This window comes from Bacillus sp. PS196 (assembly GCF_037963555.1).
Taxonomy (GTDB): Bacteria; Bacillota; Bacilli; order Bacillales; family Bacillaceae; genus Bacillus; species Bacillus subtilis.
In genome coordinates this window covers 112,013-132,321 of record NZ_CP150159.1, presented here as the reverse complement: position 1 = coordinate 132,321, position 20,309 = coordinate 112,013, and the positions used below count along the sequence as shown (strand labels likewise).

Genomic DNA, 20,309 nt, shown 5'->3' with positions numbered 1-20,309 from the left:
AAGAGCTTTTAATTAGTAATGTATAGAGTGATAGGAAGTGAAAGAAAGCTTTCACTTCCTCATCTTACAATAGTAGTTATACTTGAGTTAAGCGGCAAAATCAATTATTCGCCTTTATTTTTTTTGATAATTTCTTCTGCGACGCTCTTCGGCACTTCTTCGTAGTGATCCATGTGCATAGTGAACGTACCGCGACCTTGCGTATTAGAACGAAGTGCAGTAGCGTAACCGAACATTTCAGCAAGAGGAACCATAGCACGAACAACTTGAGCGTTACCGCGTGCTTCCATACCTTCTACGCGTCCGCGACGTGAAGTGATATCACCCATGATATCTCCCATATATTCTTCTGGAATAACCACTTCTACTTTCATGATTGGTTCAAGAAGAACTGGGTTACATTTGCTAACTGCATTTTTCAATGCCATAGAAGCAGCAACTTTAAATGCCATTTCGTTTGAGTCAACATCATGGTAAGAACCGTCGAAAAGTTTAGCTTTAATGTCGATAAGCGGGAAGCCTGCTAGTACACCATTTTCAAGTGCATCTTCCAGACCTGCTTGAACAGCTGGGATGTATTCACGAGGAACGACCCCACCGACAATCGCATTTTCAAATTCAAAGCCAGCGCCTTCTTCGTTTGGTTCGAATTCGATCCAAACGTGTCCGAACTGACCGCGTCCACCAGACTGACGTACGAATTTACCTTCAACTTTTGCACCGGTACGGAATGTTTCACGGTACGCAACTTGAGGAGCACCAACATTGGCTTCTACTTTAAATTCGCGTTTCATACGGTCAACAATGATATCAAGGTGAAGTTCACCCATACCAGAGATGATCGTTTGGCCAGTTTCTGGGTTTGTTTGAGTACGGAATGTAGGATCTTCTTCAGCAAGTTTCGCTAAAGCGATACCCATTTTATCTTGGTCGGCTTTTGATTTAGGCTCAATAGCAACGTCGATAACTGGTTCTGGGAATTCCATTGACTCAAGGATAACAAGATCCTTCTCATCACATAGAGTATCTCCAGTAGTTGTATCTTTTAGACCTACAGCAGCTGCGATATCCCCTGCGTATACAGTAGAGATTTCTTCACGGCTGTTAGCGTGCATTTGAAGAATACGTCCAACACGCTCACGTTTGCCTTTAGTAGAGTTTTTCACGTATGAACCAGAATCAAGTGTTCCAGAGTACACACGGAAGAACGTCAACTTACCAACGTAAGGGTCAGTCATAACTTTAAATGCTAATGCAGAGAATGGCTCTTCGTCAGAAGAATGACGCTCAATCTCTTCATTTGTATCAGGACGTGTACCTTTGATTGCAGCAACGTCAGTTGGTGCAGGAAGGTAGTCAAGAACAGCATCAAGTACTAGTTGAACACCTTTGTTTTTGAAGGCAGAACCAACAAGAACAGGGTAGAATTCAACATTTAATGTACCTTTACGAATTCCTGCTTTTAACTCGTCAATTGTGATTTCTTCACCCTCAAGGTACTTATCCATAAGCTCTTCATCAAGCTCACATACAGCTTCAATAAGGCTGTTGCGAAGTTCTTCAGCTTGCTCTTTGTACTCTTCAGGGATTTCTTTTGCATCAGAACGAGTTCCGAGGTCATCTTCGTAGAAATACGCAACGTTTTCTACAAGGTCAATGATACCTTCGAAGTTATCTTCAGCACCGATCGGCAATTGAATTGCATGAGCGTTTGCTTGAAGACGGTCTCTTAAAGTTCCTACAGAGTAAAGGAAGTCTGCACCGATTTTGTCCATTTTGTTAACAAAAACGATACGCGGTACTCCATAAGTTGTTGCCTGACGCCAAACAGTTTCTGTTTGAGGCTCAACGCCTGATTGCGCGTCAAGTACAGCAACAGCACCATCAAGTACACGAAGAGAACGTTCAACTTCAACTGTGAAGTCTACGTGTCCTGGAGTATCGATGATGTTTACGCGGTATCCTTTCCACTGTGCAGTTGTCGCAGCGGAAGTGATTGTGATACCACGTTCTTGTTCCTGCTCCATCCAGTCCATTTGTGAAGCTCCTTCATGAGTTTCACCAATTTTGTGGATACGACCAGTATAGAACAAGATACGTTCTGTAGTTGTCGTTTTACCGGCATCGATGTGAGCCATGATACCGATATTACGAGTTTTTTCTAAGGAGAACTCTCTTGCCATTGGGTAATTTCTCCTTCCTTATTAGGAAATTGTGTTTTGTTAATCTATAAATCCTACCAGCGATAGTGTGCAAATGCTTTGTTTGCTTCAGCCATCTTATGAGTGTCTTCACGTTTCTTAACAGCAGCACCAGTGTTGTTAGCTGCGTCAAGGATTTCGTTAGCTAAACGCTCTTCCATCGTTTTTTCTCCGCGAAGACGAGCGTAGTTAACTAACCAGCGAAGTCCAAGAGTCGTACGACGTTCAGGACGAACTTCTACAGGAACTTGGTAGTTCGCACCACCTACACGGCGTGCTTTTACTTCAAGTACAGGCATGATGTTTTTCAATGCTTGTTCGAAAACCTCCATTGCATCATTGCCAGTACGTTCTTTAATGATATCGAATGACTTGTATAGGATTGTTTGAGACTTACCTTTTTTACCATCGATCATCATTTTGTTGATTAGACGAGATACAAGCTTAGAGTTGTAAATCGGATCAGGTAAAACATCTCTTTTTGCTACAGGACCTTTACGTGGCATCTGAATATCCTCCCTTCATCAATTATGCGTATTTTCGTATATTATTTTGCTTTAGGTTTTTTCGTACCGTATTTAGAACGGCCTTGTGCACGGTTTTCAACTCCAGCAGTATCAAGCGCACCACGAACGATGTGGTAACGTACCCCTGGTAAGTCTTTTACACGTCCGCCGCGGATAAGTACAACACTGTGCTCTTGCAGGTTGTGACCGATACCAGGAATGTAAGCAGTAACCTCGATTCCGTTAGTCAAACGAACACGAGCATATTTACGAAGTGCTGAGTTCGGTTTTTTCGGTGTCATTGTACCAACACGAGTACATACCCCGCGTTTTTGTGGAGAAGATACGTTAGTGTGCTCTTTTTTAAAGCTGTTGTATCCTTTGTTAAGTGCAGGAGACTTTGAGTTTTCTACTTTACTCACGCGTCCTTTGCGAATTAGCTGATTAATTGTAGGCATGAATTTTTCCTCCCTTCATTACGTTTTATAACCCACATACCCAGGTGGTTCATCAAAAGGCAAAAAACAATGTCTTTACACAAGATGGAATCTTACGCAAAAACAAAAGTACGTTATAAAATAATGGCAACAGCGGCTGCTCCTACCTCAATTCCGCAGGCTTTGCCGAGCTTTTTCATGGATTCAACCATTGAGACAGAGATACCTTGATCTTCAGCAAGTGAAACAACACTTGACGTGAGTATCGGATCTGCGTCTTTTGCAACGACTACTTCCTTTACTGAACCTCGCTTTAGAGCTTTCACTGTTTGCTTCGTACCAATAATAATTGATTTGGCCTGTGATACTTTATCATAAGACATAAACATATCCTCCAAAGTAACAGGTTTATTTCGAGCACCTTGGTTATATTATCATTCTAGGAGACGAATGTCAACAAGGTATGACATTTTTTAGATTCGTTCTTCTCATAGAGTGACTTTTTCATAAATATATCTGCTGAAAGACTGTTTTTGCAGTCTTTCAGCAGAGTTAAATCAGTTATTCAACCGGGACCATATCGTCAGTCGGCTGAACATTTGATACTGGTTTTACTTTACGGTATTTCATCATTCCTGTACCTGCTGGAACAAGCTTACCGATGATAACATTCTCTTTCAAGCCGAGAAGCTCGTCACGCTTACCTTTGATCGCTGCATCTGTAAGGACACGTGTTGTTTCCTGGAAGGAAGCAGCAGATAAGAATGAATCAGTTTCAAGAGATGCTTTTGTAATACCGAGTAAGACAGGACGGCCTGTAGCTGGTCGGTTGCCTTCAAGCAATACCTTTTTGTTCGCTTCAGTAAATTGGTGAATATCAAGCAATGTACCTGGAAGCACATCAGTGTCACCGGCATCAATCACGCGTACTTTGCGAAGCATCTGGCGAACCATTACTTCTACGTGTTTATCACCGATTTCAACACCCTGCATACGGTAAACCTTTTGAACCTCATGGAGAAGATACTCTTGAACAGTCGTCAGGTCAGTCACTTTAAGAAGTTCTTTCGGATCGATTGAACCTTCTGTCAGTACTTGGCCTCGAGTAATTTTATCTCCTTCCGCTACTTTCAGGCGGGAGTTGTAAGGTGCCGTATAAGAACGTGTTTCCACTGCGCCTTGAACCACAATTTCCTGTTGCTTATCACGAACTTCATTGATCTCAACGACTGTACCGTCGATTTCCGTAATTGTTGCCTGACCTTTCGGATTACGCGCTTCGAAAAGCTCTTGGATACGCGGAAGACCCTGTGTGATATCGTCTCCGGCAACCCCGCCTGTATGGAATGTACGCATTGTTAACTGTGTACCAGGCTCACCGATTGATTGGGCAGCAATGATTCCGACAGCTTCACCGACTTCAACATCGGAGCCAGTTGCAAGATTTCGGCCATAGCATCGTTTACATACACCATGAGGCGTATTACATGTGAAGGCAGAACGGATCCACACTTCTTCAATGCCGGCTTCGACAATCTCCAGTGCTTTATCTTCATCGATCAGTTCGTTTTCATTCACAAGCACTTCACCTGTTTCAGGGTGCTTCACTTGTTTTCTTGCAAAACGTCCGATTAAGCGTTCTTCTAAGCGCTCAATTGTTTCAGTTCCTTCTTTAAGAGGCTTAGCAAGAATGCCTCGGTCAGTTCCGCAATCAGTTTCACGGATGATAACATCCTGAGCAACGTCAACGAGACGGCGTGTAAGGTAACCTGAGTCAGCAGTTTTAAGAGCGGTATCGGCAAGACCTTTACGCGCACCGTGTGTGGAGATAAAGTACTCCAATACTGTCAGACCTTCACGGAAACTTGATTTGATCGGCAACTCAATGATACGTCCAGCCGGGTTGGCCATCAGGCCGCGCATTCCGGCAAGCTGCGTAAAGTTAGATGCGTTACCACGGGCACCAGAGTCACTCATCATGTAGATCGGGTTGAGTTCATCAAGTGATTTCATCAGTTTGCCTTGGATAACGTCTTTTGCAGCACTCCAGATAGAGATGACTCTCTCATAGCGTTCTTCTTCAGTGATAAGACCGCGGCGGAATTGCTTCATAACGTTGTCAACTTTGCTTTGCGCTTCCTCAAGAATTTCTTGTTTATCATCGAGTACGACGATGTCAGAAACCCCAACTGTAATACCAGCTTTAGTTGAATATTTGAAACCTAGGTTTTTCATGCGGTCAAGCATTTTAGACGTTTCCGTAATATGGAATCGTTTAAAGATTTCCGCGATGATTTTACCCAGAATGCCTTTTTTAAACGGCGCATTGATTGGCTGCTGTGCGATAACAGCTTTAACATCAGCACCTTTTTCTAAGAAGAAACGGTCAGGTGTTTTCTCTTCAATGTTGCTCTTCGTTGGTTCATTCATGTAAGGGAATGATTCCGGAAGAATTTCATTGAAGACAAGCTTACCGACAGTTGTAATTAACAATTTTGAGCGCTGTTCTTCGGTAAATGTCACATTCTTAAGTGAGTTAGCTGCAACAGCTACTCTCGTATGAAGGTGAACATATCCGTTTTGATAAGCAAGCAGCGCTTCGTCTGTATTCTTGAAGACCATGCCTTCACCGACAGCACCGGCACGCTCAAGTGTCAGGTAATAGTTACCCAGTACCATATCCTGAGACGGTGTTACAACCGGTTTACCATCTTTAGGGTTCAAGATGTTTTGAGCAGCAAGCATCAAGATGCGTGCTTCAGCTTGTGCTTCAGCAGATAATGGTACGTGAACCGCCATTTGGTCACCGTCAAAGTCAGCGTTGTAAGCTGTACATACGAGCGGGTGAAGACGGATTGCGCGTCCTTCAACAAGCGTTGGTTCAAACGCCTGGATACCTAATCTGTGAAGAGTAGGGGCACGGTTCAGCAGTACCGGGTGCTCCTTAATAACTGATTCTAGTACATCCCAAACTTCAGGCTGTACGCGCTCAATTTTGCGTTTCGCACTCTTAATGTTGTGAGCAAGACCTTTTTCAACAAGTTCTTTCATAACGAAAGGTTTGAAAAGTTCAAGTGCCATTTCCTTCGGTAATCCGCATTGGTACATTTTCAAATGAGGACCAACAACGATTACAGAACGTCCGGAGTAATCGACACGTTTACCAAGAAGGTTTTGACGGAAACGGCCTTGCTTCCCTTTCAGCATGTGAGAAAGAGATTTTAACGGTCTGTTTCCAGGACCTGTTACAGGGCGTCCGCGGCGGCCGTTGTCAATTAGGGCATCGACAGCCTCTTGAAGCATACGCTTTTCGTTTTGAACGATGATGCTAGGCGCACCAAGGTCCAAAAGGCGTTTCAAACGATTGTTACGGTTGATGACACGACGATAAAGGTCATTCAAATCAGAAGTCGCAAAACGTCCGCCATCTAGCTGAACCATCGGTCTAAGCTCCGGAGGAATAACAGGAAGCACATCAAGGATCATCCAAGAAGGCTTGTTTCCTGAGTTACGGAAGGCTTCTAAAACTTCAAGACGTTTGATCGCACGAGTACGGCGTTGTCCTTGTGAAGTTTTCAGCTCTTCTTTTAACATATCAACTTCTTTGACAAGATCGATATCTTGAAGAAGTTTATGAATTGCTTCAGCACCCATAGATGCTTGGAATTTATTACCGTATTTATCAAGATAAGCACGATATTCTTTCTCAGACAGAAGCTGTTTCTTTTCAAGCGGTGTATTCGCCGGATCAGTTACAACGTAAGAAGCAAAGTAAATGACTTCTTCTAAAGCACGAGGTGACATATCCAGCACAAGACCCATACGGCTTGGAATACCTTTGAAATACCAAATGTGGGAAACTGGGGCAGCCAGTTCAATGTGCCCCATTCTCTCACGACGGACTTTAGCCCGTGTTACTTCGACTCCGCAGCGGTCACAAACTACGCCTTTATAACGAACTCGCTTGTACTTCCCGCAATGACATTCCCAGTCCTTAGTCGGTCCGAAAATGCGTTCGCAGAATAGACCGTCCTTTTCAGGTTTTAACGTACGATAGTTTATCGTTTCAGGCTTTTTCACTTCACCAAAAGACCATGAACGGATTTTATCTGGTGAAGCAAGACCGATGTTCATATACTCAAAATTGTTCACATCTAGCAAGGGGCCTACCTCCCTTTTTATCTTCGGATTAACCGATGTCACTTGCCTTTATAACTAGAGATTATTCTTTTGTTACTACATCGCGTTCAACGTCTGCAGATGCTGTTTCTTCCGGCTCTTCATCACCTGATAATGCCAGGCCGTCAGCTTGTTTCGCATCTTCTTCGTCTTCTAAATCTCTCATTTCTATTTCTTCTTCATCACCAGAAAGGATTTTGACATCCATACCTAAGCTTTGAAGTTCTTTGATTAATACTTTGAATGATTCCGGAACACCTGGTTCAGGAACATTGTCGCCTTTAACGATGGCTTCGTATGTTTTCACACGTCCAACCACGTCATCAGACTTAACAGTCAGAATTTCTTGAAGAGTATAAGCCGCACCGTAAGCTTCAAGTGCCCAAACCTCCATCTCACCAAAACGCTGTCCGCCAAATTGCGCTTTACCGCCAAGAGGCTGCTGCGTAACAAGTGAGTAAGGACCTGTAGAGCGTGCATGAAGTTTATCGTCAACCATGTGAGCCAGTTTGATCATGTACATGATACCGACAGATACACGGTTATCAAACGGCTCTCCAGTACGTCCGTCGTAAAGCACTGTTTTGGCGTCACGAGACATGCCGGCTTCTTCAAGTGTTTCCCAGACATCCTCTTCTCGCGCTCCGTCAAATACAGGAGATGCAATGTGAATGCCAAGGTAACGAGCGGCCATACCCATGTGAAGTTCCAATACCTGCCCGATGTTCATACGTGATGGTACGCCCAGCGGGTTAAGCATGATATCAATTGGTGTGCCGTCAGGAAGGTAAGGCATATCCTCTTCAGGAAGAATCTTAGAGATAACACCTTTGTTACCGTGACGACCGGCCATTTTATCCCCTTCAGAAATCTTACGTTTCTGAACGATATATACGCGTACTAACTGGTTAACACCTGGAGGAAGTTCGTCTCCGTCTTCACGGTTGAAGACTTTAACGTCATGGATAATTCCGCCGCCGCCGTGAGGCACACGAAGAGAAGTATCACGAACCTCGCGGGCTTTCTCGCCAAAAATGGCGTGAAGAAGGCGTTCTTCTGCAGTCAGTTCAGTTACGCCTTTAGGCGTTACTTTACCAACAAGAAGATCTCCGTCTTTTACTTCTGCCCCAATACGGATGATTCCGCGGTCATCAAGATTGCGAAGCGCATCTTCACCGACGTTTGGAATATCGCGAGTGATTTCTTCAGGTCCAAGTTTCGTATCACGTGCTTCTGATTCGTATTCTTCAATGTGGATAGATGTATAAACATCATCCTTCACTAGGCGTTCACTCATGATGATGGCATCCTCATAGTTGTAGCCATCCCACGTCATGAAGCCGACCATTACGTTACGGCCAAGTGCAAGTTCACCAAGCTCCATAGAAGGACCGTCAGCAAGGATTTCTCCTTTTACCACTTCATCGCCGACACTTACGATCGGACGCTGGTTGTAGCACGTACCTTGGTTAGAGCGGACAAATTTCAGCAGGCTGTATTTATCCAGGTTTCCTTTTACTTTTTGACCGTCTACTTCTTCATAACGGCGAACCCAAACGTTTTTCGCTTCTACGCGTTCAACGATACCAGGGTGTTTACAAATAACAGCGGCACCAGAGTCTTTTCCTGATACGTATTCCATACCAGTTCCAACAAATGGCGCTTCCGGTTGCATCAAAGGCACAGCCTGACGCTGCATGTTCGCTCCCATGAGGGCACGGTTGGAGTCATCGTTTTCTAAGAACGGGATACATGCTGTCGCAGCAGATACAACCTGCTTAGGCGATACATCCATGTAGTCTACACGATTTCTGGAAACAACGGTGTTCTCCCCGCGGAAACGAGCTACGATGCTGTCATCAATAAAGGCGCCTTCGTCATCAAGACGAGCATTCGCTTGAGCGACAACATAGTTATCCTCTTCATCAGCAGTTAAGTAATCGATTCTGCCCGTTACCTTCCCTGTTTCAGGGTCAACGCGGCGATATGGCGTTTCAATAAAGCCAAAACGGTTTACTTTTGCATAAGATGATAGTGAGTTGATCAAACCGATGTTCGGGCCCTCAGGCGTTTCAATCGGACACATACGGCCATAGTGGGAGTAGTGAACGTCACGCACTTCCATTCCGGCACGCTCACGTGTCAATCCGCCCGGTCCTAATGCTGACAGACGACGCTTGTGCGTTAATTCAGCAAGCGGGTTCGTCTGATCCATGAATTGAGAAAGCTGTGAGCTTCCAAAGAACTCTTTAATGGATGCAATAACAGGACGAATATTGATCAGCTGCTGAGGCGTAATTGTATTCGTATCTTGAATTGACATTCTCTCACGAACCACACGCTCCATACGGCTTAAACCGATACGGAATTGGTTCTGGAGAAGCTCGCCTACAGAACGTAAACGGCGGTTTCCAAGATGATCGATATCATCTGTGTCGCCTACTCCGTGCAGCAGGTTGAAGAAGTAGCTGATTGAAGAAATAATATCAGCAGGCGTGATGTTTTTAATCTCTTCTTCGATGTAAGCATTGCCGATTACATTGATAACCTGTTCTCCTTCTTGATCAGTCGGAGCAAAGATTTTAATTGATTGAAGAGTCACTTCATCTTCAACAACGCCGCCATTCGGATACAGCTTTCTGAAACCGATTCCGTTTTCTAAGTATGGCAGTACTTTATCAAGTGTTCTTCTATCAAGAATCTGGCCTTTTTCAGCAAGGATTTCTCCTGTTTCAGGATCAACAAGCGTTTCAGCAAGTCTCTGATTGAAGAGGCGATTCTTAATATGAAGTTTTTTATTAATTTTATAGCGTCCTACATTGGCAAGATCGTATCGTTTCGGATCAAAGAAACGAGAATCAAGCAAGCTTTTCGCATTTTCTACTGTAGGCGGCTCTCCAGGACGGAGACGCTCGTAAATTTCCAGCAACGCTTTGTCGCTGTTTTCTGTGTTATCTTTATCAAGCGTATTTCGCAGGTATTCGTTTTCTCCTATGAGATCAAGAATCTCTTGATCGGAGCCGAAGCCGAGAGCACGCAAAAGAACCGTAACCGGCAACTTACGTGTGCGATCAATGCGGACATAAACAACATCTTTCGCATCAGTTTCGTATTCTAACCATGCGCCACGGTTTGGAATGACAGTTGCGGTAAAACCTTTTTTACCGTTTTTGTCTACTTTACCACTGAAATATACACTTGGAGACCGAACAAGCTGGGAAACGATAACGCGTTCCGCACCGTTAATGATAAAAGTACCTGTATCTGTCATAATAGGGAAATCACCCATGAAGACATCTTGGTCTTTTACCTCTCCAGTTTCTTTGTTAATTAAACGAACCTTCACTCTTAGCGGAGCTGAGTAAGTCACATCACGTTCTTTTGATTCCTCTACAGGATATTTAGGCTCACCTAAACTATAATCAATGAACTCAAGAGAGAGGTTACCAGTGAAATCCTCAATTGGTGATATGTCTTGAAACATCTCTCTAAGACCCTCATCAAGAAACCACTGATAAGAAGAGGTTTGAATTTCAATGAGATTTGGTAATTCTAACACTTCGCTAATGCGAGCATAGCTTCTGCGCTGGCGGTGTCGTCCATACTGAACTAGTTGACCTGTCAACTGATTCACCCCTCAAATCATGCGTATTATATGTGTAATAAGCATTTCTTCCAAAGAAAGAAAATACTTTTACAAGACAAAAGAAAAAAGGGTTTCTAATTAAGAAAACCACATCCAAAAACAAATACCGATTTTATTAGCATTTCCATACTTGTATAATTTATACATAGATATTGACAATTCATCATATCAAGCAAAATATATACATTGGCATTTTACAATATTAACATAGTTAAAATACCGAGTCAAACTTTTTTTGCTTTTATGATATAATAGCCTTTCTTTTTTTGAACGACGGAAACTTCATCGAACAGTTCCTCGAGCTTTTCAATGGCAGAAGGCGCGCCTTGCTTTTTCTGTATGACGATCCACAATTCACCTGAAGCTTTTAAGTGTTCAGCGCTTTTCTCAAAGATAGCATGGACAACTTTTTTTCCGGCTCGGATTGGGGGATTTGTAAGAATAGAAGCAAATGTTTGAGCAGAATCAACGTTTGAAAACAAATCGCTTTGATAAATCTTAACGTTTGTTATTCCGTTATGTTCCGCATTTTCATTTGATAGTTCTACGGCTCTCTCATTAACGTCAATCATGTGGATAGTCCGGTCTTTAAAGTCGCTGGCGAGCGATAAACCAATCGGGCCGTATCCGCAGCCTACATCCAAAATGCCGCCCTCAACCTCAGGCTCTTCAAAAGAATCAATCAGCAGGCGGGAGCCGAAATCAACTTCTTTTTTAGAAAAAACCCCGCTGTCGCTGGTAAACGTGAAATCTTTATTCCGAAGCCTAAAAGACCAGGTTTGCTTGTTGCTTTTCACTGAAGGTTTTTCTGAATAATAGTGCTCACTCATTATTAGAACCTCCTTTTTTCATGGCTTAAAGAATGGCAAAGAAAAAGCTCGCCTCATAAAAGCGAGCTTCCCCTACAGGTAAGTGAAGATTACTTAACTTCTACAGAAGCGCCAACTTCTTCAAGTTTAGCTTTAAGCTCTTCAGCTTCTTCTTTAGCAATACCTTCTTTAAGTGGTTTTGGAGTGTTGTCAACAAGTTCTTTAGCTTCTTTCAAGCCAAGACCAGTGATTTCACGTACAACTTTGATAACTTTGATTTTTTGAGATCCTGCACCAGCAAGGATAAGATCGAATTCGCTTTGCTCTTCAGCAGCTCCGCCAGCAGCAGCTCCGCCAGCTACAGCTACAGGAGCAGCAGCAGTTACGCCAAATTCTTCTTCGATTGCTTTTACTAGGTCGTTCAATTCAAGTACAGTTGCTTCTTTAACGGAAGCAATGATTTCTTCGATATTTAAAGCCATTTGTAATTCCTCCATTTTGTTTTAATTTATGAAAAACTGATTAGATTAAGCGCCTTGTTCTTCCTTTTGTTCTGCCACAGCTTTTGCAGCAAGAGCAAGGTTGCGAACTGGAGCTTGAAGTACGCTAAGCAACATAGAAAGCAAGCCTTCGCGTGATGGAAGTTCAGCAAGAGCTTTCACTTCTTCAACAGTAGAAACTTTACCTTCGATAACGCCAGCTTTGATTTCAAGAGCTTCGTGATTTTTAGCGAAGTCATTAAGAACTTTAGCCGGAGCGACAACATCTTCAGTGCTGAATGCGATCGCGTTCGGTCCAGTTAAGAAATCATTCAAACCATTAAGCTCAGCTTGTTCAACCGCACGGCGAGTCATCGTATTTTTGTAAACTTTGAACTCAACGTTAGCTTCGCGAAGCTGTTTACGAAGTTCAGTTACTTCAGAAACGTTAAGTCCGCGATAGTCAACGATGATCGTTGACTTACTTTCTTTCAGTTTAGAAGCAATTTCTTCAACAACAACTTTTTTTGTTTCAATTGCGCTGCTCATGGTTACACCTCCTGTAGATTCTTGTGTAACACTTATACCGTTAGGTGATCACGACTGAGACGACGGATTCCATATAAAAAGCCTCCATGAGACATGGAGGCTGTATATACAAGCATACGTAACGTAATAGCTGTGATAATATACACCTCGGTAGGATAATTAAGCGGTTAGGCCCCTACTGTCTACGGTATAAATGATATTCTATTTTACAACATTTTGAATAATATCAGAATGTTGATGTCATGTCAATATTATTTTACGTTAAAAGTTGAAGAGTCTACTTTGACACCAGGTCCCATAGTAGAAGTTACAGCAACGTTTTTCACGTAAACGCCTTTAGCTGCAGCAGGTTTAGCTTTAAGGATTGTATCGTACATTGTTGTGAAGTTCTCAACAAGTTTTTCATCCTCGAAAGAAACTTTACCGATAGGAACATGAATGTTTCCAGCTTTATCAACGCGGTATTCAACTTTACCAGCTTTGATTTCGCCGATAGCTTTTTCAACTTCGAAAGTAACTGTACCAGTTTTAGGGTTTGGCATTAAACCTTTTGGTCCAAGTACACGACCGATTTTACCAACTTCACCCATCATGTCAGGTGTAGCTACGATTACATCGAAATCGAACCAGCCTTGTTGAATTTTGTTGATGTAGTCAGTATCGCCTACGAAATCTGCACCAGCAGCTTCAGCTTCTTTCGCTTTTTCGCCTTTTGCGAAAACGAGAACGCGCTGAGTTTTACCAGTTCCGTTTGGAAGCACAACTGCTCCACGGATTTGCTGGTCGTTTTTACGAGGGTCAACCCCTAAACGGAAAGCCACTTCAACTGTAGCGTCGAATTTAGCTGTGTTTGTTTTTTTAACGAGAGCTACTGCTTCAGAGACGTCGTAAGCTTTAGAACGGTCTACAAGCTTAGCAGCTTCAACGTACTTTTTACCTTTTTTAGCCATTTCAAAATTTCCTCCTTATGTGGTTATAGCGGAATAACCTCCCACGAATAAGGGTTGCGAACTTGTTAAAACTCGCAACCCGACAAGAAACAAATTAATCCTCGATTACAATACCCATACTGCGGGCAGTACCTTCAACCATGCGCATTGCCGCTTCAACGTCTGCTGCGTTTAAGTCAGGCATTTTCGTTTCAGCGATTTCGCGTACTTTATCGCGCTTAACGGTTGCCACTTTATTACGGTTTGGTTCACCAGAACCAGACTCAATTCCAGCTGCTTTTTTAAGCAATACTGCAGCAGGTGGAGTTTTTGTAATAAATGTAAATGAACGGTCTTCGTAAACCGAAATTTCAACAGGAATGATTAAACCAGCTTGGTCAGCTGTACGAGCGTTAAACTCCTTACAGAATCCCATGATGTTAACACCGGCTTGACCAAGTGCAGGTCCAACTGGTGGTGCTGGGTTAGCTTTTCCAGCAGGAATTTGCAATTTTACAACTTTAACTACTTTTTTAGCCACGAGACACACCTCCTTAAGTCCGTGATGTGGTAATAGGGTAAACCCTCCCACTCAAGGTTTCATTCTTTATATGAATGACGAAATATCATGCTAGTTGCCTTGGATAAGTCCAAGACGTACCTTTGCTATATTATCATTTATATATAGCAATTTCAAGTTTTTTCACATTACAATTTATCGATTTGGGTAAATTCCAGCTCAACCGGCGTTTCACGGCCAAACATATTAACGAAAACTTTGACCTTGCTTTTATCATAATCAATCTCTTCAATTGATCCTGTAAAGTTAGCAAAAGGTCCGTCTATTACTTTCACTGTCTCTTTCAGTTCAAAGTCAATATCAGTTTTTCGCTCATCCATGCCCATTCTCTTCAGAATGGTTTCTGCTTCGCCCGGAAGAAGCGGCGTCGGTTTTGAACCTGACCCGGCAGATCCTACGAATCCAGTAACGCCCGGCGTGTTGCGGACAACATACCAAGAGTCGTCTGTCATTACAATTTCAACAAGCACATAACCAGGGAATACTTTCTTTTTCACGACTTTTTTCTTGCCGTTTTTGATATCCGTTTCTTCTTCTTCGGGTACGACTACGCGGAAAATTTTATCCTGCATCCCCATTGATTCAACACGCTTTTCCAAGTTGGCTTTTACTTTATTCTCATAACCAGAGTACGTGTGAACAACATACCAATTCTTTTCCATTCTATTCAGGACTGTCCAGTCCTTCCCTCCCCGCATTTGGTTTTAGTGAATTACCATAACGCTTCAAAAAATAGGCGGCAAGCCTATGATAACTTTCATTTTAAGCCACAATAAAAAACCCGCTGAACGGGTTTTGGCAAGTAATATTATGATCTATTATAGCACGTATTGCTGATCATTATTCAACTATTAAACGAATTAATTGAGAAATTCCTGTGTCAAGGAGGGCAAAAAAGATAACAAAAAAGATAACTGTTGAAATTACCGTAATGGTATAACGCGTTAACTCTTTTCCTTTAGGCCAGCTTACCTTTTTCATTTCTTTCCCAACATCTTTAAAGAATTTCATAATACGCATGTAAAAGACCTCCACAATTTAAAAGCGCAAAAACTATTTTGTTTCAAGATGAGCTGTATGTGAATTGCAAGTACTGCAGTATTTCTTTACTTCTAATCGCTCAGCCGCTGATGCAGAGCTCTTCATTGTCGTATAATTACGGTTTCCGCATGTCTTGCATGCTAACGTAATCTTTTTTCTCATGTCATTACACCTTTTTCTAAATAGACATTAGTTCTTATCTTTAGTAACATATCATAGTCAGAAAAATACTGTCAATATAGCATAAATTCCTATTACAAACTGATTTCGCGAATTTCCAAGTACTTCTCCAGCTTGCGTTTCACACGCTGAAGGGCATTGTCGATCGATTTCACATGTCGGTTCAGTTCATCAGAAATCTCTTGGTAACTTCTCCCGTCGAGATATAAGACGAGTACTTTTCTCTCTAAATCACTTAATAGTTCTCCCATTTTCATTTCAATATCATCAAATTCTTCCTGATTAATGATCATTTCCTCAGGATTTAAGGTTTTCGCTCCTGAAATGACATCCAGCAGCGTTCGGTCTGATTCTTCATCAAAGATCGGTTTATCTAATGAGACGTAGGAATTCAAAGGAATGTGTTTCTGGCGAGTAGCTGTCTTTATTGCGGTAATAATTTGGCGGGTAATACATAATTCTGCAAAAGCTTTGAATGAGGTAAGCTTGTCCTCTTTGAAGTCACGAATAGACTTATAGAGGCCTATCATGCCTTCCTGAACAATATCCTCTCTGTCCGCCCCTATTAAGAAATAGGATCTTGCTTTTGCCCGAACAAAGTTTCGGTACTTCGTAATCAAGTAATCTAACGCATCACTGTCCCCAACATGAACCTTTTCAATGACCTGCTCGTCCTCCAACTGGCAAAACTGCTCTTTGTTGAATTTTCCCTTGTTGTTCTGTAGATTCACTCCGATCCCCCCGGCGCACGTAGATAGAAATATTATACAGTATTGGGCAAAAAAGCGTCAACTTAATCTAAGTCTCCCCGCCTCCACTTTTCAAACGTTTTCAAAACCTCTTCCGATAAAGCAATTTTACCCGCCGGCTTTTCGGAAGTGATTTTTCTTACCCGTCTCTCTATTCGCCTTTCAATCGTTTCTACCTCTCTCAAAAGCTCCCGGGCCGATTTCCGCAATGCCCCCTGTCCGAAAATCGCCCACTGCTCAGTATAGTCAGAGGTCGCAACGTGAATTTGAGTCGCAATATTATTCAAAGCCTGAGCGAGCTTTTCTATCCGCTCATCAGCCGTCTCATTTTCTTTTGTAAAAATCACTTCAACTCTATGGTTGGTCTGTTTTTTCTCAAGCCCTTTTACGAGATGCGCGTCAAAAACAACAATAACCCTGTTTCCTGTATACGATTGATATTCCGCCATTTTCTGAATCAGTACGTCTCTCGCCTCTTCAAAACTGTTCGCTTTTAAATCCTTCAGCTGCGGCCAGGCTCCAATCATGTTGTACCCGTCTACTAACAGGATATCCATGGGTCTTTATTCTCCCAGAGGGTTTCGTTTCCGGTAGACTTCATACATCAAAAGACCAGCCGCGACAGATGCATTTAGTGAAGTTACCTTTCCGACCATCGGGAGTTTAATGAGAAAATCGCACTTTTCTTTCACAAGGCGGCCCATCCCTTTTCCTTCACTTCCGATGACTAGAGCCAAAGGCATATTGCCGTCCATATTGCGGTAATCCTCACGCGCTGACGCATCCGTTCCGACAACCCAGATTCCCCGCTCTTTCATCTCTTCTAACGTCCGTGCCAAATTGGTGACTCTTGCTACAGGAATGTGCTCAATTGCTCCTGTTGAAGCTTTTGCCACTGTTGTTGTCAGCCCGACAGCTCTCCGTTTTGGAATGACGATGCCATGAGCGCCGACCGCATCTGCTGTCCTCATAATGGAACCAAGATTATGAGGGTCTTCAAGCTCGTCCAGAATGAGGAAGAAAGGCTGTTCATTTTTTTCTTCGGCTGCTTTATATAAATCGTCCAGTTCTGCATATTCATACGCTGCAACCTGTGCCACTACGCCCTGATGCTGTCCTGTCACCATTTGATCGAGTTTTTTTCTCGGGACGTATTGAATCGTGATTCCCTGCTTTTTGGCAAGCTCAATCACTTGCTGTGCTTGTCCCTTTACGGTGTTTTCCGCCATCCACAGCTTATACAGCTTCCGATCAGATTTTAACGTCTCGATCACTGCATTTTTCCCTATGACGTAATCATGTTGCTGACTCATTTGTTTTCCTCCCTGACGTCCCGAATTGTATAGCTTCGGCTACGAGCTGACTAAGTCGTTCCTCTTTTTTCTCTAGAAAAAGGTAGCCCAGAAGCGCTTCAAATGCTGTACTGTAGCGGTACGTCTGAACATCTGTATTTTTAGGTGTTGTCCCTGACTTGGCATTTCTGCCTCTTTTCAGCACCGCTTCCTCTTCTTCCGTAAAAAATGATTGATTCTGCAGAAAAAATAGGATCTCAGCCTGTGACTTTGCTGAAACAATCCGGCTTGATTTCTTATGAAGATCATTTGGTTTGGTAAAGCCCTGCTTAAGCAGGTGATGCCTGACATACACTTCAAAAATGGCATCACCTATATAAGCAAGCGCAAGACCGTTAAGCTGCTTAGAATCTTTTATCGTATCAAATTCAAGCATCTGTTATTCTCCCCGTTTCCAGCGAGTGCCTTGAGCCGTATCTTCAAGAATGATATTCATGCTTTTCAGCTGGTCGCGGATCTGGTCTGACAATGCAAAATCGCGATTCCGGCGCGCTTCATTTCGCTTTTCGATTAAGTCTTCAATCTCTTGATCGAGAAGTTCCTGCTCACCCAACGAAAAACCGAGGACAGAAACAATGCGGTCAAACATCTCAATAAACGCCGTAATCACATGATCAGCCGTATGATCTTTCTGAAGATAATAATTGGCGTGTTTCGCTAAGTCAAACAAGACTGAAATGGCATTCGCCGTATTAAAATCATCGTCCATCGCTTCTTCGAATGCTTTGCGGTGTTCTTCAACTTTTTCAAGCCATTGATCGTCATCTTCGGTTAAATTCGTACTGCTGTTCAGACGGTGCTGAAGATTGCTGTACGCTGTTTTTAAACGGTTGAACGCGCTTTTCGTATTCTCCAGAAGCTCTTCTGAATAGTTAATCGGATGGCGATAATGAACAGATAGCATAAAGAATCTCAAAAGCTGCGGATCATGCTGTTTAATGATGTCATGCACAAGCACAAAGTTGCCTAGTGATTTTGACATTTTTTCATTATCAATATTGATATAACCATTATGAAGCCAATACTTCGCAAACGTTTTGCCTGTTAGCGCCTCAGATTGCGCAATTTCGTTTTCATGGTGAGGGAATGTTAAATCCTGTCCGCCCGCATGGATATCAATCTGGTCACCGAGATACTTTTTCACCATTGCTGAGCATTCAATGTGCCAGCCCGGACGTCCTTTCCCCCAAGGGCTATCCCAAGAGATTTCTCCTTCTTTTGCCGCTTTCCACAGTGCGAAATCAAGAGCATCTTCTTTTTTCTCGCCGACTCGGATGCGTGCACCTGATCTAAGTTCATCGATTGATTGCTGAGAAAGCTTTCCGTACCCTTCAAACGCTCTGGTTTTGAAATATACGTCACCTTCTGATTCATATGCGTAGCCCTTTTTCACGAGCTGATCTACGAATTCGATAATGGCATCCATGTTCTCCATTACTCGCGGATGAAGGTCGGCTTTTCGGCAGCCGAGCGCACCTACGTCTTCAAAGTATGCTTTAATAAAACGCTCTGAAATGGTGGGTACATCCTCACCGAGTTCATTTGCCGCTTTAATTAATTTATCGTCTACGTCTGTGAAGTTAGAGACATACTGCACATCATAGCCTTTATACTCTAAATAGTTTCGAACCGTATCGTAAACGATTGCCGGACGCGCGTTCCCGATATGAATGTAATTGTAAACCGTGGGTCCGCATACATACATTTTCACTTTTCCCTCTTCAAGAGGAACGAATGTTTCCTTCTGTCTAGTCAATGTATTATAAAGTGTGATTGTCATTTTTGATTGATCCTTTCTTTTCTGTCTTCAAGTTCTGCCTTCAGCTCTAAAATCTGCTGTTCCAAAGACTTAAAGCGGTCAGCAACTGGATCGGGCAAATCCTGATGGTTTAAATCGCGTCTTACTTTCTTGCCATTTTGTACAACGACCCGTCCAGGGATACCGACAACTGTTGAAAAATCAGGAACATCATGCAGCACTACTGAACCAGCGCCAATCTTTGAGCCTTCACCGACCGTAATAGAACCGAGCACTTTAGCACCTGTGGCTATCAATGCGTCATCTTTAATCGTTGGGTGCCTTTTTCCCTTTTCTTTTCCCGTTCCCCCGAGGGTAACCCCCTGAAAAACGGTTACGTTATTGCCGATTTCACATGTCTCCCCAATGACAACCCCCATGCCGTGGTCTATGAAAAATCTTCTCCCGATTGTAGCGCCGGGGTGGATTTCTATCCCGGTAAAAAATCGGCTTACTTGAGATATAAGGCGTGCAAGGAAATAAAATTTTCGTTTATATAAAGCATGTGCAATCCGATGCGCCCATATAGCATGTAAACCGGAATAAGTTAAAATCACTTCAAAATAGCTTCTTGCTGCGGGATCTTGATCGAACACAGTATCAATGTCTTCTTTGAGCATTCTAAAAAACACATGCTTCCCCCCGTTTCTCTATCTGATTTCCTCTACCCAATAAAAAAAGCGTCTCTGCATGTAAACATGACAGAGACGCTTTAACCGCGCGGTTCCACTCTGTTTGAAAAGCAGACTTCTGCTCTCCCAACTTCAGCCTGTAACGGCGGCGGCCGCCTTTGAATACTGGTTTCAAAAAACGTTCTTCAAAGGTCTTAAGGGCGCACTTCTAAAACCCGGCTCATGGATCTCTCTCAGCCAAT

20 protein-coding genes and 2 other annotated features (1 of these 22 cut by a window edge) are annotated in these 20,309 nt (G+C 42.9%); all 20 genes read right to left on the bottom strand.

The features are described 5' to 3' along the window. Positions 1-104 precede the first annotated feature (104 nt). Positions 105-2,183, bottom strand: coding sequence for an elongation factor G (fusA, locus tag NST79_RS00705; protein WP_003235056.1), 2,079 nt, complete (start codon positions 2,181-2,183; stop codon positions 105-107). Positions 2,184-2,236: 53 nt separating this feature from the next. After that, complete coding sequence (gene rpsG / locus NST79_RS00700; RefSeq protein WP_003225784.1) at positions 2,237-2,707, bottom strand: 30S ribosomal protein S7; 471 nt, start codon at positions 2,705-2,707, stop codon at positions 2,237-2,239. 41 nt (positions 2,708-2,748) lie between these two features. Then, on the bottom strand, positions 2,749-3,165 hold the full coding sequence (gene rpsL / locus NST79_RS00695; protein WP_003225781.1) for a 30S ribosomal protein S12: 417 nt from the start codon (positions 3,163-3,165) through the stop codon (positions 2,749-2,751). Positions 3,166-3,278: 113 nt separating this feature from the next. Next, positions 3,279-3,527: a 50S ribosomal protein L7ae-like protein gene (locus NST79_RS00690; RefSeq protein ID WP_003225778.1), complete on the bottom strand. Its 249-nt coding sequence runs from the start codon at positions 3,525-3,527 to the stop codon at positions 3,279-3,281. Between the two features lie 178 nt (positions 3,528-3,705). Then, complete coding sequence (gene rpoC, locus NST79_RS00685; protein ID WP_004399688.1) at positions 3,706-7,305, bottom strand: DNA-directed RNA polymerase subunit beta'; 3,600 nt, start codon at positions 7,303-7,305, stop codon at positions 3,706-3,708. Between the two features lie 61 nt (positions 7,306-7,366). Next, positions 7,367-10,948 (bottom strand): DNA-directed RNA polymerase subunit beta, encoded by a 3,582-nt coding sequence (gene rpoB, locus NST79_RS00680; protein ID WP_009966326.1) that lies wholly within the window; start codon positions 10,946-10,948, stop codon positions 7,367-7,369. 245 nt (positions 10,949-11,193) lie between these two features. Further along, complete coding sequence (locus NST79_RS00675) at positions 11,194-11,799, bottom strand: class I SAM-dependent methyltransferase (protein ID WP_015252989.1); 606 nt, start codon at positions 11,797-11,799, stop codon at positions 11,194-11,196. An 89-nt stretch (positions 11,800-11,888) separates the two neighbouring features. Further along, complete coding sequence (gene rplL / locus NST79_RS00670) at positions 11,889-12,260, bottom strand: 50S ribosomal protein L7/L12 (protein ID WP_003156436.1); 372 nt, start codon at positions 12,258-12,260, stop codon at positions 11,889-11,891. Between the two features lie 45 nt (positions 12,261-12,305). Further along, positions 12,306-12,806 (bottom strand): 50S ribosomal protein L10, encoded by a 501-nt coding sequence (gene rplJ / locus NST79_RS00665; protein ID WP_003235042.1) that lies wholly within the window; start codon positions 12,804-12,806, stop codon positions 12,306-12,308. Between the two features lie 65 nt (positions 12,807-12,871). Then, positions 12,872-13,012: a sequence feature (ribosomal protein L10 leader region), on the bottom strand. 45 nt (positions 13,013-13,057) lie between these two features. Then, on the bottom strand, positions 13,058-13,756 hold the full coding sequence (rplA, locus tag NST79_RS00660) for a 50S ribosomal protein L1 (protein ID WP_003235040.1): 699 nt from the start codon (positions 13,754-13,756) through the stop codon (positions 13,058-13,060). Positions 13,757-13,850: 94 nt separating this feature from the next. Further along, positions 13,851-14,276 (bottom strand): 50S ribosomal protein L11, encoded by a 426-nt coding sequence (gene rplK / locus NST79_RS00655; protein ID WP_003156430.1) that lies wholly within the window; start codon positions 14,274-14,276, stop codon positions 13,851-13,853. A 167-nt stretch (positions 14,277-14,443) separates the two neighbouring features. Then, a complete protein-coding gene (nusG, locus tag NST79_RS00650) occupies positions 14,444-14,977 on the bottom strand; it encodes a transcription termination/antitermination protein NusG (RefSeq protein ID WP_003225764.1) in 534 nt (177 codons plus the stop codon). Positions 14,978-15,155: 178 nt separating this feature from the next. After that, complete coding sequence (gene secE / locus NST79_RS00645) at positions 15,156-15,335, bottom strand: preprotein translocase subunit SecE (protein ID WP_004399676.1); 180 nt, start codon at positions 15,333-15,335, stop codon at positions 15,156-15,158. 33 nt (positions 15,336-15,368) lie between these two features. Next, entirely contained in the window at positions 15,369-15,518 is a 150-nt protein-coding gene (gene rpmG / locus NST79_RS00640; protein ID WP_003156421.1) for a 50S ribosomal protein L33, read from the bottom strand. A 92-nt stretch (positions 15,519-15,610) separates the two neighbouring features. Further along, positions 15,611-16,267, bottom strand: a complete 657-nt coding sequence (gene sigH / locus NST79_RS00635; RefSeq protein WP_003225758.1) for an RNA polymerase sporulation sigma factor SigH — start codon at positions 16,265-16,267, stop codon at positions 15,611-15,613. A 62-nt stretch (positions 16,268-16,329) separates the two neighbouring features. After that, positions 16,330-16,842, bottom strand: coding sequence for a ribosome-dependent mRNA decay endonuclease Rae1/YacP (rae1, locus tag NST79_RS00630; RefSeq protein ID WP_003235032.1), 513 nt, complete (start codon positions 16,840-16,842; stop codon positions 16,330-16,332). Between the two features lie 6 nt (positions 16,843-16,848). After that, the gene (gene rlmB / locus NST79_RS00625; RefSeq protein WP_080528831.1) at positions 16,849-17,598 is read right to left on the bottom strand and encodes a 23S rRNA (guanosine(2251)-2'-O)-methyltransferase RlmB; all 750 of its coding nucleotides are present in this window, start codon (positions 17,596-17,598) and stop codon (positions 16,849-16,851) included. Then, entirely contained in the window at positions 17,582-18,013 is a 432-nt protein-coding gene (locus tag NST79_RS00620; protein WP_004399685.1) for a mini-ribonuclease 3, read from the bottom strand. Before NST79_RS00620 ends, rlmB begins: the two co-directional genes overlap by 17 nt. 3 nt (positions 18,014-18,016) lie before the next feature. Beyond that, complete coding sequence (gene cysS, locus NST79_RS00615; protein ID WP_014478619.1) at positions 18,017-19,417, bottom strand: cysteine--tRNA ligase; 1,401 nt, start codon at positions 19,415-19,417, stop codon at positions 18,017-18,019. Beyond that, entirely contained in the window at positions 19,414-20,067 is a 654-nt protein-coding gene (cysE, locus tag NST79_RS00610) for a serine O-acetyltransferase (protein WP_003225749.1), read from the bottom strand. The genes cysS and cysE overlap by 4 nt, the downstream gene beginning before the upstream one ends. A 68-nt stretch (positions 20,068-20,135) precedes the next feature. Next, positions 20,136-20,309, bottom strand: a binding site (T-box leader); it runs 57 nt beyond the window's last position.

Coding starts and splice junctions, on each gene's coding strand:
- rpsL (WP_003225781.1), bottom strand. CDS start 3,165: ATGCCTACAATTAATCAGCTAATTCGCAAAGGACGCGTGAGTAAAGTA.
- rplJ (WP_003235042.1), bottom strand. CDS start 12,806: ATGAGCAGCGCAATTGAAACAAAAAAAGTTGTTGTTGAAGAAATTGCT.
- rplL (WP_003156436.1), bottom strand. CDS start 12,260: ATGGCTTTAAATATCGAAGAAATCATTGCTTCCGTTAAAGAAGCAACT.
- rae1 (WP_003235032.1), bottom strand. CDS start 16,842: ATGGATATCCTGTTAGTAGACGGGTACAACATGATTGGAGCCTGGCCG.
- fusA (WP_003235056.1), bottom strand. CDS start 2,183: ATGGCAAGAGAGTTCTCCTTAGAAAAAACTCGTAATATCGGTATCATG.
- rplA (WP_003235040.1), bottom strand. CDS start 13,756: ATGGCTAAAAAAGGTAAAAAGTACGTTGAAGCTGCTAAGCTTGTAGAC.
- NST79_RS00690 (WP_003225778.1), bottom strand. CDS start 3,527: ATGTCTTATGATAAAGTATCACAGGCCAAATCAATTATTATTGGTACG.
- secE (WP_004399676.1), bottom strand. CDS start 15,335: ATGCGTATTATGAAATTCTTTAAAGATGTTGGGAAAGAAATGAAAAAG.
- rlmB (WP_080528831.1), bottom strand. CDS start 17,598: ATGAGTCAGCAACATGATTACGTCATAGGGAAAAATGCAGTGATCGAG.
- rpmG (WP_003156421.1), bottom strand. CDS start 15,518: ATGAGAAAAAAGATTACGTTAGCATGCAAGACATGCGGAAACCGTAAT.
- cysS (WP_014478619.1), bottom strand. CDS start 19,417: ATGACAATCACACTTTATAATACATTGACTAGACAGAAGGAAACATTC.
- nusG (WP_003225764.1), bottom strand. CDS start 14,977: ATGGAAAAGAATTGGTATGTTGTTCACACGTACTCTGGTTATGAGAAT.
- NST79_RS00620 (WP_004399685.1), bottom strand. CDS start 18,013: ATGCTTGAATTTGATACGATAAAAGATTCTAAGCAGCTTAACGGTCTT.
- NST79_RS00675 (WP_015252989.1), bottom strand. CDS start 11,799: ATGAGTGAGCACTATTATTCAGAAAAACCTTCAGTGAAAAGCAACAAG.
- rpsG (WP_003225784.1), bottom strand. CDS start 2,707: ATGCCACGTAAAGGTCCTGTAGCAAAAAGAGATGTTTTACCTGATCCG.